26 protein-coding genes are annotated in these 22,917 nt (G+C 33.3%); 20 read left to right on the top strand and 6 right to left on the bottom strand.

Annotated elements, in window-relative coordinates:
• The first annotated feature begins 1 nt into the window (after position 1).
• The 20 genes from RT412_RS07430 (at position 2) to RT412_RS07335 (ending at position 16,329) form a co-directional block, all read left to right on the top strand.
• Entirely contained in the window at positions 2 to 382 is a 381-nt protein-coding gene (locus RT412_RS07430; protein ID WP_313341586.1) for a TIGR02530 family flagellar biosynthesis protein, read from the top strand.
• A 78-nt stretch (positions 383 to 460) separates the two neighbouring features.
• A complete protein-coding gene (locus tag RT412_RS07425) occupies positions 461 to 1,378 on the top strand; it encodes a flagellar hook-basal body complex protein (RefSeq protein ID WP_313341583.1) in 918 nt (305 codons plus the stop codon).
• Positions 1,379 to 1,573: 195 nt separating this feature from the next.
• Positions 1,574 to 1,771 carry a flagellar FlbD family protein gene (locus RT412_RS07420; RefSeq protein ID WP_313341580.1) on the top strand — a complete coding sequence of 66 codons (198 nt, stop codon included), beginning with the start codon at positions 1,574 to 1,576 and terminating at the stop codon, positions 1,769 to 1,771.
• Positions 1,772 to 1,785: 14 nt separating this feature from the next.
• Complete coding sequence (locus RT412_RS07415; RefSeq protein WP_313341577.1) at positions 1,786 to 2,646, top strand: MotA/TolQ/ExbB proton channel family protein; 861 nt, start codon at positions 1,786 to 1,788, stop codon at positions 2,644 to 2,646.
• 24 nt (positions 2,647 to 2,670) lie between these two features.
• Positions 2,671 to 3,480 (top strand): flagellar motor protein MotB, encoded by an 810-nt coding sequence (locus RT412_RS07410; protein ID WP_313341574.1) that lies wholly within the window; start codon positions 2,671 to 2,673, stop codon positions 3,478 to 3,480.
• Positions 3,481 to 3,506: 26 nt separating this feature from the next.
• Complete coding sequence (gene fliM / locus RT412_RS07405; RefSeq protein ID WP_313341571.1) at positions 3,507 to 4,490, top strand: flagellar motor switch protein FliM; 984 nt, start codon at positions 3,507 to 3,509, stop codon at positions 4,488 to 4,490.
• A 13-nt stretch (positions 4,491 to 4,503) separates the two neighbouring features.
• Positions 4,504 to 5,631, top strand: a complete 1,128-nt coding sequence (gene fliY, locus RT412_RS07400) for a flagellar motor switch phosphatase FliY (RefSeq protein WP_313341568.1) — start codon at positions 4,504 to 4,506, stop codon at positions 5,629 to 5,631.
• Between the two features lie 21 nt (positions 5,632 to 5,652).
• Positions 5,653 to 6,015: a response regulator gene (locus RT412_RS07395; RefSeq protein ID WP_313341565.1), complete on the top strand. Its 363-nt coding sequence runs from the start codon at positions 5,653 to 5,655 to the stop codon at positions 6,013 to 6,015.
• 63 nt (positions 6,016 to 6,078) lie between these two features.
• Positions 6,079 to 6,357, top strand: coding sequence for a flagellar biosynthetic protein FliO (locus tag RT412_RS07390; RefSeq protein ID WP_313341562.1), 279 nt, complete (start codon positions 6,079 to 6,081; stop codon positions 6,355 to 6,357).
• Positions 6,358 to 6,423: 66 nt separating this feature from the next.
• Positions 6,424 to 7,128 carry a flagellar type III secretion system pore protein FliP gene (gene fliP / locus RT412_RS07385; protein WP_398439151.1) on the top strand — a complete coding sequence of 235 codons (705 nt, stop codon included), beginning with the start codon at positions 6,424 to 6,426 and terminating at the stop codon, positions 7,126 to 7,128.
• Between the two features lie 14 nt (positions 7,129 to 7,142).
• Complete coding sequence (fliQ, locus tag RT412_RS07380) at positions 7,143 to 7,409, top strand: flagellar biosynthesis protein FliQ (RefSeq protein WP_313341559.1); 267 nt, start codon at positions 7,143 to 7,145, stop codon at positions 7,407 to 7,409.
• Positions 7,410 to 7,421: 12 nt separating this feature from the next.
• Positions 7,422 to 8,192 (top strand): flagellar biosynthetic protein FliR, encoded by a 771-nt coding sequence (fliR, locus tag RT412_RS07375; RefSeq protein ID WP_313341556.1) that lies wholly within the window; start codon positions 7,422 to 7,424, stop codon positions 8,190 to 8,192.
• Between the two features lie 16 nt (positions 8,193 to 8,208).
• Entirely contained in the window at positions 8,209 to 9,279 is a 1,071-nt protein-coding gene (flhB, locus tag RT412_RS07370; RefSeq protein WP_313341554.1) for a flagellar biosynthesis protein FlhB, read from the top strand.
• Complete coding sequence (gene flhA, locus RT412_RS07365; RefSeq protein ID WP_313341551.1) at positions 9,276 to 11,333, top strand: flagellar biosynthesis protein FlhA; 2,058 nt, start codon at positions 9,276 to 9,278, stop codon at positions 11,331 to 11,333. The genes flhB and flhA overlap by 4 nt, the downstream gene beginning before the upstream one ends.
• Positions 11,334 to 11,350: 17 nt before the next feature.
• A complete protein-coding gene (locus RT412_RS07360) occupies positions 11,351 to 12,142 on the top strand; it encodes a FliA/WhiG family RNA polymerase sigma factor (RefSeq protein WP_313341548.1) in 792 nt (263 codons plus the stop codon).
• Between the two features lie 4 nt (positions 12,143 to 12,146).
• Positions 12,147 to 12,899 carry a flagellar hook-basal body protein gene (locus RT412_RS07355; RefSeq protein ID WP_313341545.1) on the top strand — a complete coding sequence of 251 codons (753 nt, stop codon included), beginning with the start codon at positions 12,147 to 12,149 and terminating at the stop codon, positions 12,897 to 12,899.
• 56 nt (positions 12,900 to 12,955) lie between these two features.
• On the top strand, positions 12,956 to 13,657 hold the full coding sequence (locus RT412_RS07350) for a flagellar hook-basal body protein (protein WP_313341542.1): 702 nt from the start codon (positions 12,956 to 12,958) through the stop codon (positions 13,655 to 13,657).
• Between the two features lie 21 nt (positions 13,658 to 13,678).
• Positions 13,679 to 15,148, top strand: a complete 1,470-nt coding sequence (locus RT412_RS07345) for a FapA family protein (protein WP_313341539.1) — start codon at positions 13,679 to 13,681, stop codon at positions 15,146 to 15,148.
• A 96-nt stretch (positions 15,149 to 15,244) separates the two neighbouring features.
• A complete protein-coding gene (locus tag RT412_RS07340) occupies positions 15,245 to 15,850 on the top strand; it encodes a chemotaxis protein CheC (protein WP_313341536.1) in 606 nt (201 codons plus the stop codon).
• Positions 15,847 to 16,329 (top strand): chemotaxis protein CheD, encoded by a 483-nt coding sequence (locus RT412_RS07335; protein WP_313341533.1) that lies wholly within the window; start codon positions 15,847 to 15,849, stop codon positions 16,327 to 16,329. The genes RT412_RS07340 and RT412_RS07335 overlap by 4 nt, the downstream gene beginning before the upstream one ends.
• Before the next feature lie 75 nt (positions 16,330 to 16,404).
• Here RT412_RS07335 and RT412_RS07330 read toward each other — a convergent pair whose 3' ends face one another.
• The 6 genes from RT412_RS07330 to RT412_RS07305 are packed head-to-tail and all read right to left on the bottom strand — an operon-like array spanning position 16,405 to position 22,857.
• Positions 16,405 to 16,677 (bottom strand): late competence development ComFB family protein, encoded by a 273-nt coding sequence (locus tag RT412_RS07330; RefSeq protein ID WP_313341531.1) that lies wholly within the window; start codon positions 16,675 to 16,677, stop codon positions 16,405 to 16,407.
• 20 nt (positions 16,678 to 16,697) lie between these two features.
• On the bottom strand, positions 16,698 to 18,482 hold the full coding sequence (locus RT412_RS07325) for an S-layer homology domain-containing protein (RefSeq protein WP_313341528.1): 1,785 nt from the start codon (positions 18,480 to 18,482) through the stop codon (positions 16,698 to 16,700).
• Positions 18,483 to 18,490: 8 nt separating this feature from the next.
• On the bottom strand, positions 18,491 to 19,117 hold the full coding sequence (locus tag RT412_RS07320; RefSeq protein ID WP_313371160.1) for a PilZ domain-containing protein: 627 nt from the start codon (positions 19,115 to 19,117) through the stop codon (positions 18,491 to 18,493).
• 14 nt (positions 19,118 to 19,131) lie between these two features.
• Complete coding sequence (locus RT412_RS07315) at positions 19,132 to 21,153, bottom strand: cell division FtsA domain-containing protein (RefSeq protein ID WP_313345146.1); 2,022 nt, start codon at positions 21,151 to 21,153, stop codon at positions 19,132 to 19,134.
• Between the two features lie 2 nt (positions 21,154 to 21,155).
• Complete coding sequence (locus RT412_RS07310; RefSeq protein WP_313345149.1) at positions 21,156 to 21,437, bottom strand: EscU/YscU/HrcU family type III secretion system export apparatus switch protein; 282 nt, start codon at positions 21,435 to 21,437, stop codon at positions 21,156 to 21,158.
• Positions 21,424 to 22,857 carry a hypothetical protein gene (locus RT412_RS07305; protein WP_313345152.1) on the bottom strand — a complete coding sequence of 478 codons (1,434 nt, stop codon included), beginning with the start codon at positions 22,855 to 22,857 and terminating at the stop codon, positions 21,424 to 21,426. The genes RT412_RS07310 and RT412_RS07305 overlap by 14 nt, the downstream gene beginning before the upstream one ends.
• Positions 22,858 to 22,917 lie beyond the last annotated feature (60 nt).

Raw genomic sequence — 22,917 nt, 5'->3', positions numbered from 1 at the left:
TGTGACGGATATTAATTTCATAAAAAAAATAAGCAGCTTAAACAATAATATTCAGACCAATTCTTTCGCCAGAAACCAAGAGGTTAACAACTCGGCTTTTAAGGAAATATTAAACGAAAAAATTCAAAACGAGGTTGTTTTCTCCAGACATGCTAATGAAAGAATTAAGGAAAGGAATATTGAATTAAGCGACGATGTAACAGAAAAGCTGAATGAAGCGGCTGAGCAGGCAAAGGACAAGGGCTTAAAAAATGTTCTTGTAATGATTGACAATCAGGCTTTCATAATCAGCACAATGCACAACAAGGTTATAACAGCAGTAAACAGTACAGATTTAAAAGAAAATATATTCACAAATATCGATGGAGCTGTAATAAAATAGCCGGTCCTTTTTAGGAGGCGAAAGTCCGGACGTTTTGATGGACTATACAGCTAATAAAAAAAAGGAGAATGAATTATTATGATGAAAGCACTTTATTCTGGTGTATCAGGAATGAGAAGTCACCAGACAAAAATGGACGTAATAGGTAACAATATAGCTAACGTTAATACATACGGATACAAATCACAAAGAACTACATTCAGAGACGTGTACTACCAACAGATAAAAAATCCAACTGACCCGGATGTTATAGGCGGGGTAATCAGAGGAGGTACAAACTCAGCTCAGGTTGGATACGGTGCTCAGATTGGTTCCATAGATACAATACATACAATTTCAGGATATTCGCCTACAAATAGGTCAACTGACTTATATATAAACGGGGAAGGATATTTAACCGTACAAACGTCAAACGGAGATACTTTATACACCAGGTTGGGAGCATTAGGATTTGATGAGGCAGGTAATCTTGTTGATGTTAACGGAGCAAGTGTAATGGGATGGAATGTTGAAGATTATGGCGCGGGTCCGGAGTATACGCCGGATTATGAATCAGGTAAAACGGCATCACCACCTACAGTAAGCCCATTAACTATTAAGGAGTTTGATAATTTTAAAAATATTACTATAAATGCAGATGGTACAATTACCGGAACAACAAAAAGCGCAATGACTGACCCTTCTACTACAGTACCTGAAGACAAAATTGTTGTTATAGGGCAAATAGCAATTGCAAACATTCCTAACAACAATGCATTAGTATTGGAAGGTAATTCATATTACAGAGCCGGCAATAATACCGGTAATATAACTTATGAAGTAGCCGGAACACAGGGAACGGGTGAATTGGTTACGTACGGACTCGAAATGTCCAACGTCGATTTGGCAAATGAATTTTCAGATATGATCATAACACAAAGAGGTTATCAGGCAAACACAAAGATAATTTCCGTAGTTGATCAGATGCTTGAAGAATTGGTTAACCTGAAGAGATAAATAATCAATAGATAGGCGATAGACAGGCAATAGATAAGCAATGGATGGGCGGTGGATAAATAATTTTTCAACTGCCAATCCATTGCAAGTCAATCGCCACTCAATTGCCAATCCATTGACATAGAGGCATTAATCATGATTATAAACAGAAAATTTATGATTATGATTAAGGTTTTTAAAAAAATAGGAGGGTATATGGTTGAAGTTGTTGGTATAAACGGAGATGCATTTTTAATAAATGCAACACTAATAGAAATAATTGAATTTATTCCGGAAACAAAAATTACATTGACTACCGGTAAATATTATTTAGTAAAAGATTCAAAGAATGAAATAGTTAATAAAATAATAAATTACAATCAAAAAATTTTAAGAGGCGTAACTGCTGAATAACAAAGAGGTGCAAAATGAATTTATCTTTTATAATAGGAATTTTTGCCGGATTTGGTCTGGTGATATATGGAATCATGCAAAGCGGTACAAATATCTCGCAGGTTGTCAACAGCTTTGTCAGTATCCCAAGTATGTATATTACATTCGGCGGAGCTATATCGGCTACCATAATGTCGGTTCCTGTTAAGTATTTAAAAGACATACCCCAAAACATGAAAGTTCTTATGAAGAAAGAAAAAATCAATCTAAATTTATATATTGATGCGATAGAAGAACTGGCAAAGGAAGCAAGACTAAAAGGCTTGTTGATTTTAGAAGAAAAAGTTAATTCAATAGAGCTGCAGGACGAATTTTTGAAATATTGCGTAATGCTTATAGTAGATGCAATTGAGCCGACTAAAGTAAGAGCTCAGATAGAAAATGAAATTGACTGCATAGAATCGAGACATGCATCTGCATGGAAGGTATTTGATACTCTCGGATCCTTTGGGCCTGCATTCGGTATGATGGGAACACTTGTCGGACTTATAAATATGCTTGCCAATATGGATCCGACTCAGGGAGCGGATGCACTCGGAAGGGGTATGTCCGTTGCATTGGTAACTACTTTTTACGGATCGGTTCTTGCAAATATGATATGTGCACCGATATCTAACAGATTGAAAGCGAAGCATGATGAAGAATTGATTACCAAAGAGCTTATCATGGAAGGTGTTCTGTCGATACAATCAGGTGAAAATCCTAAATATATAAGAGAAAAATTGAACTCATACATAACTTATAAGGATAGAGGGTTAACACCGACGGAAAGTGATGAAGAAGGAACAGAAAAGAAGTCAAAAAGAGGATTTGGGAAGAGAAAATCAAAATCTTAAAATTAAAAATAAGTAGGGGAAATTATGGCGAGGAAGAAAAAAAGAGATACCGGCGGCGGCGCCAGCTGGTTGGAAACCTACAGTGATATGGTAACTCTGCTGCTAACATTTTTTATAATGCTATATGCTATGTCAACAATAGATTCACAAAAATATGTTGCTATTATTGAAGCATTTTCTAAACAGATGAATCCGGCTGCTTTTCATATGCAGGATATATCAACAGAATCCGGATCAGAAGAGGACAACTCCACTCCTGAAACGGTTGCGGAAGATGATGAGGCAAATTTGGATCAATTGTATGCTATGTTAAAGCAATATATCGATGAAAATGATTTAACGGATCAGGTTGAGATTCAAAAAAGTGAGGAGTATGTGTTTATTAGATTCTCGGACGCAGTAACCTTCAGGGGATACAGTGATATTTTAGAGATGAGCGGCAGATCAATATTGGATGTCTTGGCAGAAGGCTTGGCATTGGTAGAAGATTATATAGAAGAAGTTATAATAGCAGGTCATACGGCAGAAGTCGAATATGACAAAACGGATATAGACAGGTCGTTATCGACAGACAGAGCAAATGTCGTCTTGAGATATTTAGAGAACAAAGAAGTTATACATCCTTCAAAATACCTTGCTATAGGATATGGATTGTACAGTCCCATAGCAGATAACAGCACTCCTGAAGGAAGAGCAAAAAACAGAAGGGTTGAAATTTATATAAGCAGAAAAGGATACCCTGTGAGTTATACAAAAATAATACAAGATACGATAAATAAAGAAGATGGTAAAACAGACGACGCAAATTATCAGCAAACAACAATTATTGATTAGCAAAACTGATGGAATGAGGCAAAGATATGGCAGAAATACTATCTCAGAGCCAGATAGACGAGCTGCTTAACAATTTAAGCAGTGGCGATGTAAATATACAAGAGCTTGAGACAAATGATAAAAAAATAAAAGAATATGATTTCAGAAGTCCTAAAAAGATCACTAAAGAAACCATAAAGCTGCTGAAGGGTATTTATGAAAATTACTGCAGAATGGTTACATCCCGTCTGACTTCAATGTTAAGGTTAATGTGTGATGTAACTGTAGAACAGGTAGAAGAAAGTATATTTCATGAATACAACAATGCATTGGATGATTATGTATTGATGGGTCTGATTGATGTTAAGTATCCTGATAATACAGTTTCAGACAGTCAAATTCTAATGGAGGTATCTAAACCCCTTTCTTTTGTTATAATAGACAGATTGCTGGGAGGTATCGGTGAGGAATATGAGCATGACAGAGATTATACCGATATAGAACTTTTTCTTCTTAGTAACATGTTAAAGCAGCTTGTCAAGCAAATGGGATCTAATTGGGAAAGCACTCTCGAAATAGATACGGAGCTTGCAAAACTTGAAACTAATTCAAGGTTTATTCAATCAATTAACTACAATGATACCGTAGTAATAATTGTTTTAAATGTTTCGCTAAATCAATCTACCGGGAAAATAACCTTATGTATTCCTTCCAGCATACTGGAAGAAATATTAAAGAAGGCAAGCAATTATTCAAAGAGCAGCAAGAGATCAGATCAAAGCAGAGAAGAGCAAAAAGCAGCAATTATGGGCTCAATTAAATCTTCTAATCTTACAATTACCGGGGTGCTTGGAAAATCACAGGCAACACTTCATGATGTTTTGAACATGCAGATAGGAGACCTTATAATACTTGACAGAAATATTGACAGAGATATTGATATACATGTTGACGGTAGAAAGTGGTTTGAAGGTAAATGGGGCATAAGAAAAAAGAAAGGTGTTATTAAGATAAATAAAATCACACATTAATGAGGAGCAATCTATGTTAAATGAAAATATTTTTTCTGATATGGAACGGGATGTAATAGGAGAAGTAATGAATATAAGCTTAGGTTCTTCTGCTACTTCACTTTCCACTCTATTAGGCAAAAGAGTTGAAATAACTGTACCAAAGGTTAATGTACTAAATGCAAAAGAGTTCAGTTATGAAAATTTAGAGCCTGCCATAGGGGTTGAAATCAACTATGTTGAAGGTTTAAACGGCGTTAACTTAATGATTTGGAAAAGAACTGACGCAAAGACAATAATAGAAATATTATTGGGTCAATCCATGCTGGACGAAGAGTTTGAAATGGATGAAATAAACACAAGTGCCATATGCGAAGTTATGAATCAGATGATGGGTTCAGCTGCTACGGCATTATCGGATTTTCTTGGTAAGTCAATAAATATATCAACACCAATAGCATATGAAATTGATGATAAGACAGAATTTCAAAACAAATATTTCAGTGATGAAGATGTTATAGTGGCTGTTGCCTTTGAATTGTTCATTGAAGGAAGTGTTGAAAGTCAGTTTATAAATGTAATACCTGTTGCATTGGCAAGAGAGATTGTATCAAGCTTCTTAAAAGGTACTGAAGTGACTGACGATTCTGAATCAAGCAATAATGAAGAAAGCAGTGAAGCAGTATCTTTCAATGATGCATCGAAAGATTATGATGATATAGAAGATGAAGAATATGATGAAGATGAAGAAGACGTTGGAGAGTATTCAGAAAAGGTACAATCTGTAAAAAGTATTCCTAAAAAGGCTAAGCATAAGAAAAAACAGCAAGCTTCGGTCAGCATAAGACCAATGGAATATGATGAATTCGAAGATGAAGATGATATTCTTTCCGAAGAGCAAAGGTCAAACTTAGAATTGATAATGTCAGTTCCGTTAGAAATCAGTGTTGAAATAGGAAAATCCAAAAGACAGATTAAAGATATATTAGAATTTGCACAGGGCACAATCGTAGAGCTTGATAAACAAGCAGGTGCATTAGTTGATATTATTGTTAACGGACAGTTAATTGCAAAGGGTGAAGTAGTAGTAGTTAATGATAATTTTGGAGTAAGAGTAGTAGAAATTATTAAAAAAGAAGAAATTATAAAATTAACATTATAAATGACTTAAGCGGAGGAAAAAATGGATAAAAAAATAATGATAGTGGATGATGCGGCATTTATGAGAATGATGATAAAGGATACTCTGTTAAAAAACGGATATGACGATATAATAGAAGCTTCGGACGGAGAAATAGCAGTGCAATCCTATAAAACCGAAAAACCTGATTTAATTTTAATGGATATAACAATGCCAAATAAAAATGGATTGGAAGCTTTGAAAGAAATAAAAGAAATGGATCCAAATGCTAAAATAGTAATGTGTTCTGCAATGGGACAAGAGTCGATGGTAGTTGAAGCAATCAGAAGCGGTGCTAAAGATTTTATAGTTAAACCATTTAAAGCAGACAGGGTTCTAAAAACCGTTCAAGGTATACTTGGTTAGGAGCTGATTAAGATTAATATCAAAGATATATTTTCGCTTATATTTTCAATAATCGGGATAGTATTGGTATTGTATCTGACATATTACTCTACTAAATGGCTTTCAACAAGGACAAATTCAGCAATGAAATCCAGATACATAAACATTGTAGATAAGATAATATTGGGACAAAACAAGTTTTTGGCTATAGCAGAGATATGCAGCAAATATTATCTTCTCAGTATTACCGAAAAAGATATTACAATTATTAAAGAGCTAAAAGATTTTCAGCCGATTCCTGATACAAAGCCGGAAAACAATCCGGAGTTCAGCAATATGCTCAATAAATTCTTAAAAAGGTAACCTCGAATGTCTAAGAAAGAACCGAAAATCAATAAAATAAAATTAGTAAAAATTTATATTACTGTGATGATATTCATGTTTATGAATGCTCAACCGGCATATGGCGGTGTCATCAACATGGATATTAACGGAAATGCTGCTGAAACTATTGAAATTCTTGTAATGTTAACAGTAATTACCCTGCTTCCGTCTATATTAATAATGATGACGGCTTTCACAAGAATAATGATTGTGCTGTCATTTTTAAAAAACGCAATGGGGCTTCAGCAAACACCACCCAATCAAGTGTTGATAGGAATAGCACTATTTTTAACATTATTTATTATGTCACCCGTTATAGATGAAATAAACACTGAAGCTTATACGCCATATAAAAATGAAGAAATAACTCAGCAAGAATTCTATGAAAGAGCTTCGGGACCCATTAAAATCTGGATGCTGAAGCAGACAGGCAACAATGAATTAAAGATGTTTGTTGACATGTCAAATAATCAGGAAATAACGAATGCAGAAAGTGTAAATGATTTGCCCTTGACTGTAATTATTCCTTCTTTTGTAACAAGCGAATTAAAAAGAGCGTTCATAATAGGTTTTTTGCTATACATTCCATTTTTGATTATAGATATGATAGTTTCGAGTGTCTTAATGTCTATGGGAATGATGATGCTGCCCCCTATAATGATATCAATGCCTTTTAAAATATTGTTGTTTGTGGTTGTGGATGGCTGGTCCCTATTATTTAAAACATTAATAACTACATTTAATTTTTAAGGCAGGAGTTAAGTATGAGTATTTCTCAGGTTATGCAGGTAATGCAAGCAGCTTCGGGAGCTGCAATAAAAATAGCGCTTCCCTTGTTACTATTGAGCTTAACAGTCGGTTTGATAATAGCAGTTTTTCAAGCAGCCACTCAAATACATGAACAGACTTTGACATTTGTACCAAAGCTTTTAGTTACAGCATTAATGCTGATAGTCCTTGGATCATGGATGTTGGAAGTAATGTCAGATTTTACACACTATGTTTTTGATTTGATGCTCACACTTTATTAGAGAGGATTATTAATGGCTTTTTCAGGAGATTTTACGTATTTTTTATTAATACTGGCAAGAATGAGCGGATGTGTGTTTTTTAACCAAATATTCGGAAGAGGAAACCTTCCTGCTTCATTAAAAATAGCAATAAGCTTATTTTTAACGGTAACTGTCTATGGGATGCTGCCTCCTGAAGGAGATATAATTATAGGGACAATAATAGAATATGTTCTGTTGGTTGTAAAGGAAATATTTATCGGGTATTTAATAGGATATGTAATAGGCTTATTTTTCAGTACAGTTGTTATAAGCGGAGAAATATTAGGAATGCAAACAGGAATGTCAATGTCAAAGATTTATGACCCAAGCAGTAATATTTCAATGGGTATAGTAGGAAGCTATTTAAATGTTATATTAATTTTAGTATTTTTCAGTGCAAACGGTCATATTACATTAATTCATATATTCATAACTTCCTGTAAACTAATTGAAATAGGAAATTTTTCAATACCGCAAAATTTATTTTACAACATGGTCGAATTGTTTCAGCAAATATTGGTATTATCTTTAAAGCTGTCAATGCCCATCATTGCGGTTGAAATTATATTAGAATCCGGTATAGGTATATTGATGAAGGCAATACCGCAAATACAGGTATTTTCAGTAAACGTACAGCTTAAAATTATTGTCGGATTATTGTTAATAATATTATTGGTTCCAACATTTGCCACATTCATAGACAATACGGTCAATTTAATGTTTGATACCATAGAAAGCAGCTTAAGCGCGTTAATAACATAGAAGAAAAAGGATTGTTATGCCAGGCGAAAATAAAACGGAAAAGGCCTCCCCCAAGAAAAGGCGGGACGAAAGAAAGAAAGGAAATGTTTTTCAAAGCAAGGATATCGTTACTGTAGGAGTTATTGCAGTTTCATTTTATATACTGAAATTTCTGACTCCATACATATACAGAAACACATCATATATGTTTAATAAATACATTTCACTTATGAATACAACATACAGCATTAACGATATATTTGTCACACAGTTATTTAAAGATATAACGTACACTATTTTTGGTTCTGTGGGATTGTTGATGATTGCGGTTATGCTGACAGCGATAGTATGCTCCGGAGCACAAACAAGGTTTTTGATAACTAAAGAAAATATAAAATTCAAATTTTCTAAATTGAATCCGTTGTCAGGAATAAAGCGAATGTTTTCATTACGGTCCATTGTGGAAGTTTTAAAAAACATTATTAAAATAGTAATTTTAGGCTCTCTTATATATTCTGCGGTAATAGGTAGATTACTTCAGGTACCCAAATTAGTATCAATAGATATAGCAGCAGGCATTGAATTTATATCTTCAACAATAATGTCTATTGTTAAAAGTGTTATTTTAGCATTTGTTGTCATATCCGGTTTTGACTTTTTGTATTCCTGGTGGGAATATGAAAAAAATATTAAGATGACAAAGCAGGAAGTAAAAGAAGAGTACAAGCAGTTAGAAGGTGACCCGCTGATTAAGGGTAAAATTAAAGAAAAGCAAAGAGCTGTTTCTATGAGAAGAATGATACAGCAGGTTCCACAGGCAGATGTAATTATAAGAAACCCTACTCATTATGCGATAGCAATAAAGTATAATATTGAAAAAGACAATGCTCCTATAGTTTTAGCAAAAGGCAAGGATAACATAGCATTGAAAATTATAGATAAGGCAGCAGAATATAAAATCAATATTGTAGAAAATGTGCCGTTGGCAAGAGCTTTATATTCTAATTCAGAAATTAACAGGGAAATACCATTAGAATTCTATGAACCGATAGCTGAAATATTGGCTTGGGTTTATGGGCTTAAGAAAAAGGAAACTCACACACGATGAAAAGAATATTAAATAATTCTATCACATTATTCATAATAGCAGTAATACTAATGATAATAATACCATTACCTCCATTTTTATTGGATTTAATGTTTATTATCAACATATCATTATCAATTATTATATTACTTACAACGATGTATATAAAAGAGGCTTTGGAGTTTTCCGTATTTCCATCACTTCTTTTAATTACTACGTTGTTCAGATTATCCTTAAATGTTTCTTCAACAAAGTTAATTTTGACACAGGGCGGAAATGCCGGAGCAGTAATAGCCACCTTTGGTAATTTTGTACTTCAGGGAAATGCAGTTGTAGGATTTATTGTATTTTTAATTATAGTCTTAGTACAATTTATCGTTATAACCAAGGGTGCAGAAAGAATTGCGGAAGTTACCGCAAGATTTACTCTTGATGCTATGCCGGGTAAGCAAATGGCTATAGATGCTGATTTAAGCTCCGGTATTATAACTGAAAATGAAGCAAGACAAAGACGAAGCAACATTCAAAGAGAAGCAGACTTTTACGGGGCAATGGATGGAGCAACAAAGTTTGTAAAGGGCGATTCCATAATGTCTATCGTAATAACCGCTATAAATTTTATAGGCGGAGTTATTATAGGTATGGTTCAGAGCGGCTCTACATTTGCCGAGGTTTTGCAGACATATTCCATTGCTACGGTTGGAGACGGCTTAGTTTCTCAGATACCTGCTTTATTGATATCAACTGCTACAAGTATGATTGTTACAAGAGCAGCTTCGGAATCAAGCTTAAATGTTGACCTGATAAAACAAATAAAATCACAGCCGTTAGTTTTAATTATATCTGGTATAGTAATTTTAGCTATAGCGGTTATACCGGGCTTTCCCAAGCCGCAGGTATTGGTTCTTTCAACAATATTAATATTTTTAGGAACAAGGTTATTAAAAACAAATATTAATGATGACGCAGTTGAAAGCGAGCAATATGAAAAAACACAAGATGGCGAGCCGTCAACTGAAGAGGAGTATTACAGAAATATTGACAATATATATGAGTTAATTCAAATTGATCCCATTGAAATGGAAGTTGGCTACAGCTTGATACCATTAGTAGACGAAGCAAGCGGCGGAAATTTCATAGACAGGGTGGTATTGTTCAGACGACAGTTTGCTCAGGAAATGGGAATGGTTGTTCCGTCGGTCAGATTAAGGGATAATGGATATTTAAATCCTAATGAATATGTAATAAAGCTTAAGGGCGAAGAAGTTGCAAGAGGGGAAATATTAGTTGAATACTATTTAGCTCTTGACCCCGGTAATTTAACCGGGCAGGTGGATGGAATTGAAACTATAGAGCCTGCTTATGGTATACCAAGTATATGGATTACCAAGGACAAAAAAGAATTAGCAGAAATTTACGGCTATACTGTTATCGACCCTTTGTCGGTATTAATAACTCATTTGTCTGAGATTATAAGAACACATGCTCACGAACTTTTATCAAGACAGGATTTAAATCAATTAATTAATAATGTTAAAAAATCCAATGAATCCTTAGTTGAAGAAGTGGTTCCGGGAGTTGTATCACAAGGTAACCTTCAGAAAATACTTGGCAACTTATTAAAAGAAGGTATACCTATAAAGGATATGGAAACTATTTTTGAAACAATCAGTGATTATGGAACATCGGTAAAGGATACGGAAATGCTGACCGAATATGTAAGACAAGCATTAAAGAGAACAATTACTCACAAGTGGTCTGTAGGCGGACAAATTAAAGTTATAACCTTAAGCACAGACATTGAAAAATTAATATTGAATGCAATAAGCAAAAATGAAAAAGGTTCTTATTTATCCATAGAACCGGAATTATTGCAAAATATTGTTAGTCAATTGATTGACTATATCAATAAATTAAAAAGCGAAATGAATATACCTATTGTGCTCACATCACCATTTGTGAGAAGTTATTTCAGAAAGCTTTTAGATCAGTTTTACCCTAAGGCGGTTGTATTATCCTTCAATGAAATTGACAATTCAGTTCAAATACAAGCATTAGGAAATATAGCAATTTAAAGAAAAGAGTGATGCATATGATTTTAACTAATGATTACAATGTAGAAATCAATGAAGCTGAATTATGGGAGCAATATTATGCTACCAGAGATATTAATGTAAGAAATCAAATAATTGAAAAGTACAGCTATTTAGTTAAAATAATAGCTTTGAAGCTAAGAGGAATTTACCAACAATACGGTGATGTAGATGATATTGTGAATGAAGGCATAATAGCTTTAATGGATGTCGTTGAAAAATACGACATTACGAAAAATACTAAATTTGAAACATATGCTTCAATTCGAATAAAGGGCTCAATAATTGATTATGTAAGAAAACAGGACTGGATACCGCGAAAAGTAAAAAGTGATTATAAAACTATTAAAGATGCAGAGGATAAGCTCACTAACAGCTTAGGAAGAACACCAAAGGATGACGAAGTGGCACAATATCTGAAAATGGATATGAAGGAATACAATCAAATAGTCAACAATGCGTTCGGGACAAGCATATTATCCTTTGAAGAACTGCTTGGTGAGGCGAACCTGACAGAAACTGAAATGAGTATCGGATATGAACTTCCGGAAGAAGAAGTTGAATTAAAGGAATTGTACAAGGTCTTAGTCGACAGCGTCAATAAGCTTGGAGAAAAGGAAAAATTAGTAGTATCTTTATATTACAAAGAAGATTTAAAGCTTAAGGAAATAGCTGATATTTTAAACATCAGCAATTCAAGGGTTTCGCAGATACATACTTCGGCACTTCAAAAGTTAGAGAAAAGTATAATGAATTATCAAAACGATAATGTAGAAAAGGATAAGAGGTGATTAAATGTCAAGGGGATTTTATACTTTAGCATCAGGTATGCTGACTCAGCAAAGGAAAATAGATATATCAAGCAATAACATTGCCAACATGAACACTCCGGGATATAAAAAAGAGCAAGCTGTAACCACAACTTTCGGAAACCTTTTTATAAACAAATATAAACAAAACGGAATTTATAAAGAAGCAACACCTATAAATGATGTTTCATTGATACACACGGTTGTGGAAAATAACACCTTTCATTCGCAAGGTACTTTGGAGGAAACAGGACGTATGCTGGATTTTGCGATTATGGGATCGGGATTTTTTTCAGTGGATAACAACGGTCAAATATTGTATACGAGAAACGGCAGCTTCAATATTGATGAAGAAGGCTACATGGTATTAGAAGGCGGCGGAAGAGTACAGGGCGAATTCGGAGAAATATATTTAGGTACGGACAAATTTGACTTTGCGGAAGACGGAAGCATTATTGTGGAAGATGAGGTAGTCGACAGAATTGCAGTGTACGATTTTGCTGATTATAATACTCTTAATAAATATGGACCGGGAATGTATATTTCTGATGAAGACCCTGATTTAATCGATTATCCAAGAGTAGTAAATCAAACAATTGAAAGATCTAACGTAAATATGACAGAAGAATTCACAGGAATATTAGCATCTCAGAGATCATTGCAGACAGCATCACAGGCATTTAAGATTTATGATATGATTAATGAAAAAGCTGTAACTGAAATTGGCAAGATAGATTAATAGCGGTTATTAAATTCAGAGCAAAGCGAAGAATCTCACTATATGGAGGAAAATAAATGATAAAAGCATATTATACCGCAACAAACGGAGCAATAAGCAGTCAAAATTACTTGGATGTTTTATCAAACAATATGGCCAATGTCCAAACAGAAGGATTTAAGAGATCAAAAGGAGAATTCTCAGATTTAATGTATACAAATGTTAGAGGACCTGAGGGAGTTAATACAGAACTAAAATCGGGAAGCGGTTCAAAACTGAACAAGGCAGATGTAGTATTCACTCAGGGAGCACCTTATTATACGGGAGGATCAACTGATTTTGCAATTGCAGGTGAAGGTTTTTTTGCAGTTCAGTTTGAAGAAGAAAATATGTATACAAGAGGCGGAAGCTTTCAGATTACAAATATAGATGATGAAAACTATTTGATGTATCAAGGTGGCTATGTACTAAACAGTGAAGAAGAACCTATAATTATAGAAAATACTGACGATATAATAGATGTTGGAGTGTTTATTTTTAATAATAATCAGGATTTAGTTCAGGCAGGAAACAATCTTTTTAGAATTGGAAATGAAGATGCCGAATACGAAATGCTTGAAAATGCAAAGATTATGAAAGGTTTTCTTGAAAGCTCAAATGTGGAAATTTCAGAAGAAATGGTGAAGCTGATACAAATTCAAAAATCTTTCCAGCTTAATTCTAATATAATCAGAACAGCAGACGAAATTGAACAGACAATAAATTCTTTGAGAGGTTAAAAAGATTAGGGGGATAATTATATGTCTTTAACAAATGAGAACAAAGCAGTAGAAGTCAATAATAGCATAATGCCCCAGGAAGAGCAGCCAAAGTATATAATTAAGGATCTTGTTTCTGCTAACAAATTAAAAGTTTATATAAGAATTGAATTGATAGACAGAGAAGCAGAAGTAGATTGCAAAGAAATTTTTGATTATTTATCGGAGCACGATATTGTATATGGAATCAGAGAAGAAGAAATCAAGAGCTTCTGCAAAGAAAAAGAATATTCAAAAGAACTGATTGCGGTTCAGGGTAAAGAACCGGTAGACGGTAAGGATGCAGAACTGATTTATGATTTTGATATTTCAAGTGAAAATAAATTTATTGAAGATGATGTCGGAACAATTGACTTTAGAAACCTTAACAATGTTGTTAACGTTACGAAGGATACGGTACTGTGTCATATAATTCCTGCCCAAGAAGGAGAAGATGGAATTGATGTATATGGTAATCCTGTAAGCTATAAAAAAGGTAAAAGTGCTTCTTTTAATTATGGAAGCAATACTCACGTATCTGAAGATGAACTGAAGCTTTTAGCAAGTGCTGACGGTTGTGTTGAATATAAAAACGGTAAAGTTTATGTTGACAATGTTTATAAGGTAAACAATGTTGATAATAATACCGGCAATATCGATTTTATAGGAAGTGTAGTAATAAACGGTGATGTAAAAGAAGGGTTTTCGGTAACCGCTAAGGGCGATATCAAAATAAGAGGTATGGTTGAAGGTGCTTTCATAAAATCTGACGGTGAAGTAGTAATCAGCAAGGGTATGAACGGCATGGGAAAAGGAACAATTGTCGCAAAAGGTAATATTACAAGCAAATATATTGAAAATGCTACAATTTTTACAGAAAGTATCGTTTATGCCGAAGCTTTAATAAACAGTGAGGTAGTAGCAAAAGATTCCGTAGTGCTGCGTGGAGCTAATGCGGCAATCATAGGCGGTACAACCAGGGCAGAAAATATTATATCTGCTAAAACGATAGGAAGTAAGACTAATCCTGAAACCAATGTCATTATTGATTTAAACAGGTATCAGGAAGAATTGAAACTTTTCGAATCAAAAAGACGACTGAACATAAAAATAGAAAAAGATATTAACGATAAAAAAAATGAAGTTAGGGAATTAGATGAAAAGGTTGATTTAATAGCAAGTTCTTCTCTTGATAATGAAAACAAAAACGCAGTAAAGAGACAATTGCTGTTAAAAAAAATAAAGCTGAATAATGATATAAGTGACCTGCAAAGACAACTGACGGAAATTATGCCTACAGATAACATAGAAAATCATAAGATAATTTGCAAGGGAACAATTTATTCGAATACAAGAATAACAATTGGTTGGATGAAATACAGAGTAAGACAGGATATTAGTTACAGCAAAGTTTATAATGACGGAAATGACATAACGATAGCAGCTTTAAATCCCGGAGATATTGAAATGTAAATTGACTAATTTTTTATATGGAACGATAATATCGTTCCATTATCAATATATTTGCCACTAAGATTACTGATTTAAAATAAAGAAAGGAGTAATAATTTGGAATTAAATGATATACATATAGACGTATTAAAAGAAATAGGAAATATAGGCGCCGGTAACGCGGCAACGTCTCTTTCGGCAATGCTTTCTAAAAGAATCGATATGAATGTGCCTGAAGTGAGCTTATTAAATTATAATGATGTAATTGAATCTATCGGAGGCGCAGAAAATATTATTGTCGGAATTTTGGTGAGCTTTGGTGGAGATATTGATGGAGTAATACTGTTTTTATTGAAAAAGGAATTTGTACATCTTATATTAAATTCGCTTCTTGGAACAGATATTCACAGCTTTGAAGAAATATCTGAAATGGAAATGTCGGCATTGTCCGAAATAGGAAATATTATGGTATCATCCTACGTAAATTCTATTTCTTCATTGACAAACATGAAAATTGATATAACAGTGCCGTCATTGAACATTGATATGTCGGGAGCACTGTTAGATGCCGTAACAGCAGAGTTTTCTGAGGTGGCCGACAGGGTTATATTTATTAAAGAAAAATATTACTGTCAAGATGAAACAGTATACAGCCACATGCTTCTATTGCCAAGTATGACATCCCTGGGAATTTTACTGAAGAGGTTTGGAATAGATATATGAGTCATGAGGTAAACGTAGGTATTTCAGACATGAAGATAGTCAATGTCCCCAAAGGGTTGATTTCATATGCCCTTGGTTCTTGTGTAGGTATTTGTATTATTGATAAAGCAGCGCAAATTGCAGGGATGGCTCACATAATGCTTCCATACAACAATAACTCGGACAAAAGTAATGTTTTTAAGTATGCTGATACAGGAATAGATGAAATGATCAGACAAATGGAACGCTTAGGCGGTTTAAGATCAAGGATGGTTGCAAAAATTGCCGGAGGAGCCAAAATGTTCGATATAAAAGGAAGTTCAACCATAGGAAATATAGGTGAAAGAAATGTAGCTGCTACAAAGGAAACATTGCAAAAACTAAAAATTAAACTTTTTTCGGAGGATGTCGGACAAAATTATGGACGAACAATTATTTTTGACAGCACAACAGGCAGCTTAACAATTAAATCCTTCGGAAGAGATCTGAAAGTAATATGACCGTTGAATGATGGGTAATAATCTTATTGAAAAAATAAGCGTCAAATTGACGCTTATTTTAATGTAAATATGTTATTACTCGTGATTCTTATGATTTGATACAAACTCTATGGCCTTAATCACTTCTGCAATAACTTCTGCGTGATTTTGATTTGCCAAGGAAGAATATTCGGCGTACACTTCTCCTGTTTTCGTTGTGATGTAGTATGGTTTAATGTTATTCAAAGCTTTAGCCATTATGTCATCAATACACTGGTCGCATGTGCAAATACTTGCGTATGTCGGGTCATTTTTTAAAGTTTGATTTAAATAGTTTTTTACTATTTCCTCCATATAATTTACAACCATTTTAATCCCCCTAAGATTAATTAATCTATTTTTTCCCTGTACATGCCTACTACAGAGATAATGATATCAGTGTAATATTTATGCGCATAAATATCTTGAAAATCAAAATTCTTATTGTATAAAGTATTTGTATAACCTAATTCTATATAAGAAGGACTAAATCCATACAGCATATTTATTGCGTGAACTACTTCCCCTCTTGTTATCGGTTTGTCCGGATAAAAATTATTATCACTTTCAATTAAGTTTCTGCCGCCAATTTTAATGATTTCTTTTTCTGCCCAATGTTCGTTTATATCGGTATAATTAATGTTGTTAGATGCCGGAATAGCATTTAGCAATGATTTATATGCACTTATCTTGGTAAGCATTTGACAAAACTCGGCTCTTGTAACATTGTTGTCCGGTTTGAAGGTATTATCTTTATAACCTGAAACATATTTTTTGCTGCTGCCCATAGCGATATAATCTCTTGCCCAATGATCATGAATATCTGTAAATTTAGTTTTCAAGTGGGCACTGTTGTCATACGGTAAATTATTTAATCTGCAGAATATTGTAATCATCTCAGCTCTTGATATAGGCAAATCAGGACCGAACTTATCAGGGCTTTTGCCGTTCATGTAAGCAGGAAGAATATTATCAAATATTTTTGGTTCCTCATCTTTAGATGGTTGATATTTCAAACCTATATTTTTAAACAAGTCCTCGTTATAATCCTTACCATGCACCTCAGGGTCAAATTTGTGATTTCTTGGTGCGGATCTCAGAGATTTAACCTGGATAGTTTCTACAGTCCTGTTACCTTTTTTATCAACTGCTACAAATGTATATTCTCCGTTGTATTTTAATACCGTACTGTGATTGTATGTAAATGTCTCTTTTGCAGGTGTATTTTTAATTGGTACATATTTGCCGTCAAAAGTAATTATATAATCAAGACCAAAATCATCTTCAGCTTCCAAATAGAATGTGTCGTTATTAAAAAGTTCAATATCGACATAAGGCCTTCTGTAGTCAATTCCTGTTATGCTGAAATTAAATATATGCTGAGAGCTGTTCGATTTTACCAACACCTGATAGTTGCCGTTATCATCATAAATATCCTTTGGCGGATTTGCCGTGTAATATTCATTATTTGTAAAGTTATAGCCGTGGTATTCCACAACAGTGCTGTAATCATTATAATTAACGGGAGAGATATAAATTAAAAGATAAAATTCTCCTGATTTAATGATTTTGAAATCATAAGGTTGGTCATCAATAGTAATTGTTAAATCAAAAGGAATATTATTTTTTAAATCCTTTATATAATAATTAACTTCATTTGTCGTTGAAGTGCCGCCCGGAGTTATTATCGTTCTGAGCTTATCTGATTTTATGTTGAACAATACCTGCTTTTTTTCGTAGTCATACATCAAGCTATAACTGATGCTTATGTCTTCTTTGTCATCCTTGCTGTCTTCTTCAGATTCTTCAACATTTTTTACATTATAGACAAAAGTTTTTTTGTAGCTTCCGTCATATACGGTAAACGGATATTTTCCGTTTCTATCGGCTACAAAAGAAGCACTTGTTCCATCTACAAAATAACCTGAAGGCAGATATATTCTGTAGCTTTTATCTTCATCATCATCATCGTCGTAGTCATCGTAAGGAGTTATTGTAATTTCCTTAAATTTTGTTCCTGACACATCTGATACGGTGAATTTAGCTTTTATATTTCTGCTTACTGCTCCGTAGCTTATATTGAAAATACTGAATATAATTATTAATGTAATAGTAATTATCGTTATTTTTTTCATAAAATCTCCTATTCTTTTCTATATAATTGCAGCTGTCTGTCAAATAAATATTTTGTAATTACAGTCTCGTTAAAACTTGACATTCTTTCGAATGCACAGCCGTAGTTTATAGTAGATAGTTCTTTTGTTATCTTGTCGTATTTTTTATCAATTCTGATTATCTTCGCTTTTATTATAATATTATCTTCATCATACTGAAAATTGAACATAATGAGGTCACCAACCAATAAATTATAATTTGATGATATCAACATTCCGCCTATACTTAAATTTAACATATTAATTTTAAGACCCTGAAAATTCTCAGTAATATCTTCGTTTTTTCTGTAGAGCTTGTCTATTACAAAAGATGAATCGGTTTTTATCTTTAATGAATTTCTTCTTTCTATAATAGGATCTTTTTTGATAATTAAAGTATTAAGCTGATTAGTAGAAGAGAGCGTCACCTCGCACAAATAAGGCGAAATTCCGGCAAAATCGTAAATTTCTACTATAACCTTTGTTTTAGTTTTTAATATAGGTAAATAATGTCCCTTTATCATAATAATTTTGTTGCTGATGCTTAAAAGATGACCATTGCAGAGCAACTTATTTTTTTCATCAAATACTTTAACGAACTTTTCTGAATCTTGCATATTGCCTCCAATTATTATTCGGATTCCCATTTAATTATTATTTCATCATTTTCAGCCACTAAATTTAAATAAGAAGCATTCTTGCCATTATGCAAGAGTACAATGTTACCTTGTGGTTTTGAAGGATCAATGTCAGTATAAGCCAACATGTCCGCAAAGATATATGGTATGTTATCTTCGCGTTTCGGTAAGTTTATTTGTTTATTGTTTATTGTTACTTTTATTGACGATTCCTCAACTACCGGAACATCTTCATTTGCCGATGTTTCATGTCCTGCAGAACTATCAGACGGCTTTGCACTTTCATCAATTTTTACTATGTCAATAATCAAGCCATCATACAACTCATAATCTAAATTTACATTATTACCTTTCACATAGCTTTTATATATAGCTTCATCCATATCATACAGCTTGTACAAATCTTTGACAATCTTTGTTTGTATGATTTTTATAGAATCTGAATTTTCAATTATATAATCCGCATTAACTTCAAGATCATTAGCATAGAACTTAGTTGATAGCTCAGTTTTAATACCGTTAAAATAAACATGGCCTATACTATTAGTTTCTGTTACGTCAGATATTCTTATTACAGGAGAGCCTCCATCCTTCGCCGGGATAACTTCAATTGCATCTCCGGGTTTTATTGTTGTTTCTATGTTTGCAGTAACAGAATTAACGTATATTTGAGATGGAGTGGAAAATTCACCTGCATAATAACGCTGTTTCCCGTTCAATGCGAATCTTAAGCTTTTTCCGGATATACCAATCAGTTTTTTTGTATCAAATCCTGACATCAAAATGGCATCCATAACTTTCATTTGTCTTATGCCATATAGGCGTATTTTTTTATTGTTAACCGTAACACTGAAAAAATCATAATTTTTGTTAAGAACTACAGAATAAGCAATGCCAAGTGGCGTAATAAGCTCAGGGCCGTAATAATTGAGTGTTGTCAAATCAATATTTCTAAGCCCGGTCTTATCGGTTAAAGCAATTCTTGACTGAGGAATATTTAAGAATTCGGATAAAATTTCTCTTAAAAATGGTGTCTTGCTTCCTCCGCCTGCTAAAAATACTGCTGCAGGTGAGCTGTTATTCATTTTATGTATTTTTGTAGAAATGTCGGAACCTAAATCATATACTGCCGGCTTAATCGATTCAAAAATTTCTTGTTTGTTAACATCTTGCGTAAATCCTAATACATTTTTAACAGATATGCAATCCTTGTCTCCGGAAAGTTCGGATTTTATTTCTTCTGCCGCATTAAAATCTAATAAATAATTTTTCATCAAGCATTCGGTAATTTCATCACCGGCAATTGTAGCCATATCATAACCCACAATGCTGCCATCCTTAGAAATGGCAATATCCGAAGTGCCGGCGCCAATATCCACCAATGCTAAATTTAACAACCTCAGCTCGGGTGGTATAATCAAATCCATTGCGGCGATCGGTTCCAATGTTAAATTGATAACCTCAAGATTATTTTTATCCATACAGGAGTATAGTCCTTCGATAACTGTATGAGGCAGGAACGCTGCAATAATTTCTGTTGCAACTTTATTACCCCTGTGTCCCTCCAATTTAGACATAGTTTTTCCGTCTAACTTGTAGCTGAGAACACTGTAACCCACACAATAGAATAAATCATTGGATGAATTTTTAGAAAATAACTCTTGAGCTAATTGAAGTGCCTCTGTTTCCATTGCCTTAATGAAATCATAAGTAATCGGAATCCTTAAATCAGTATCTTTTTCCAGAGAGATGCGTTCTGTTTTCAAAGCTCGACCGGCAGCAGCAATGCTTACTTTTTCAAGCTTTATATTCAGACTGTTTTCAAGCTGACTTTTTACTATTCCTACAATTTTGCTGACTTCTTCGATATCTTCTATTTGACCGTCAACCATAGCTCTTTGTTTATGAAAACAGATTTTTATATCTTTTATGCTCAAAATTCCATTTACATTTTCACAAACCACTCCTACAACAGAACGAGTACCTATATCTAAGGCAAATATTAAATTATTCATATTTAAACCTCATCCTTCGAAAGTTTGAAATTAAGAAAATAGATATAAATATCAACTATTGAGCCGAAAAGCTCTTCGGGTATTTCACTTCCGACATCAAGCTGTGACAACAAGACAGACAATGAATCATCCTTATATACAGGAATTCCGTTTTCCTCTGCAATTTCAACCACTTTATCAGCGACATAACCGGAACCTGAAGCTATTATCACAGGAGCATTGTTTTTATTGGAATCATATTTTAGAGCGACAGCTTTCTTAGAGTTATCTTTATATTGTGACATCTACACCGATTTTCCTTTCAATAAAATTAGAGAACACCTCATTAAATCTTCGTTTTTTTACGCTCTCCTGCACACTTATATTAGTAACACTTAAACTATTTTTGTCTAAAAGATTAACCAAATCATCTTTTATCTTGTTAATACTGCTTGACAGATTGTTTGGAACATAAATATCTAAAGATAATTTTGATTCTTTTAATACTAAAGTTGTTTCAAAATAACCTAAGTTTTGTATATCAAAGGTTATAAATACCTTGTAGGTCTGCACATATTCTTGTTTTTTCTTTTTATCGGCGCTTTCTTCGTATGTCTTTCCGATCCAAAGCTCTGAAAACATAAACATACCATTGTAATTTAAAGGTAAAAACATGTGCATTAACGGAAGATGAACATTTTGACTGAACAATAGTGACTCTGTCATTTCTTCCATTACTCCTTTGCTTACCAAGTTTTCGCTTTCTGTGACACCGGACTTAATCAGCTTGAAAAATGAATCAATTGAATCATTCTTAATGTTAGATGCCGTTTCATAAGTATTAAGCAATGATAATCTTAAAGCTTCTATATCCTTTTCGTTAAAATCAAAGTTGTATTTTATATATTCAAACAATGTTTCCATGCTTTCTGAAAAGTTTTCTTTAGATGCAGTTTCCAATCTCACCATATTATGAATAAGCAGTGATACATAATCTTTAATCGTACCAAAATCATTCATTTTAGAAATGTATCTTCCCATGAAAGGTAAGATTTCATTTTTCAATATGTCTAAATTTTTATCCATATTGCCGGTATCATCAAATATTAATTTATTTGTCATTTCATTGAAAGAATTTTTCAGCATCTGAGGCAGATTTCTTTCAATATTATTAAGTGCTGCCTCTATTGATTTGCTGGTTTCATCCAAAGAAACAAAACAATCATAGCCTCTTAAGAAGTTTCTGAGTGCTGTTTTAAAATCATTATTGTCAGGATTTGTTTTGCCTAACAGATTTCTTAAAGCTTCAAAAAATTCACCGTTAAACTTTGTATATGTTCCCTGCTGAAATTTAAGAAATTCCAATATTTCAGTATCATTCATTTCAATGCTTTCAAGGAATGATTTGAATAATGTGCTGAGAATCGGATCGCTCTTTATATTGTTATTAATAAACTGTCTGTTTAAAATAAGCTTTCTTGCACTTTCGGCAAAAACAGGAGAATTTTGCAATGATTTAATAAATTTTTCAAAAACAGAATCCGGATTATAGTTATATAGATTTTGCCCGGTCTGATTACTTGCATCTTGTTTTTGTGGTTTTATAACCTTAGTTGGATCAACAACATTAAAAGGTTGAACTTCCTCTAATTTTATCTTTGGCTTATTAAGATGGTTATCACTTATTGGATTATTCGTTTTAATGCTTATATTATTGTCTAACATATCGGCTCCCGTAATATTCTTTAGTATTAATTATACTATATTAATTAAAAAAGTTAAACT

Origin of the sequence: Sedimentibacter sp. (genome assembly GCF_032080165.1) — a bacterium.
In the GTDB taxonomy this organism is placed as follows: Bacteria; Bacillota; Clostridia; order Tissierellales; family Sedimentibacteraceae; genus Sedimentibacter.
This window is presented reverse-complemented; position numbering and strand designations above follow the sequence as displayed.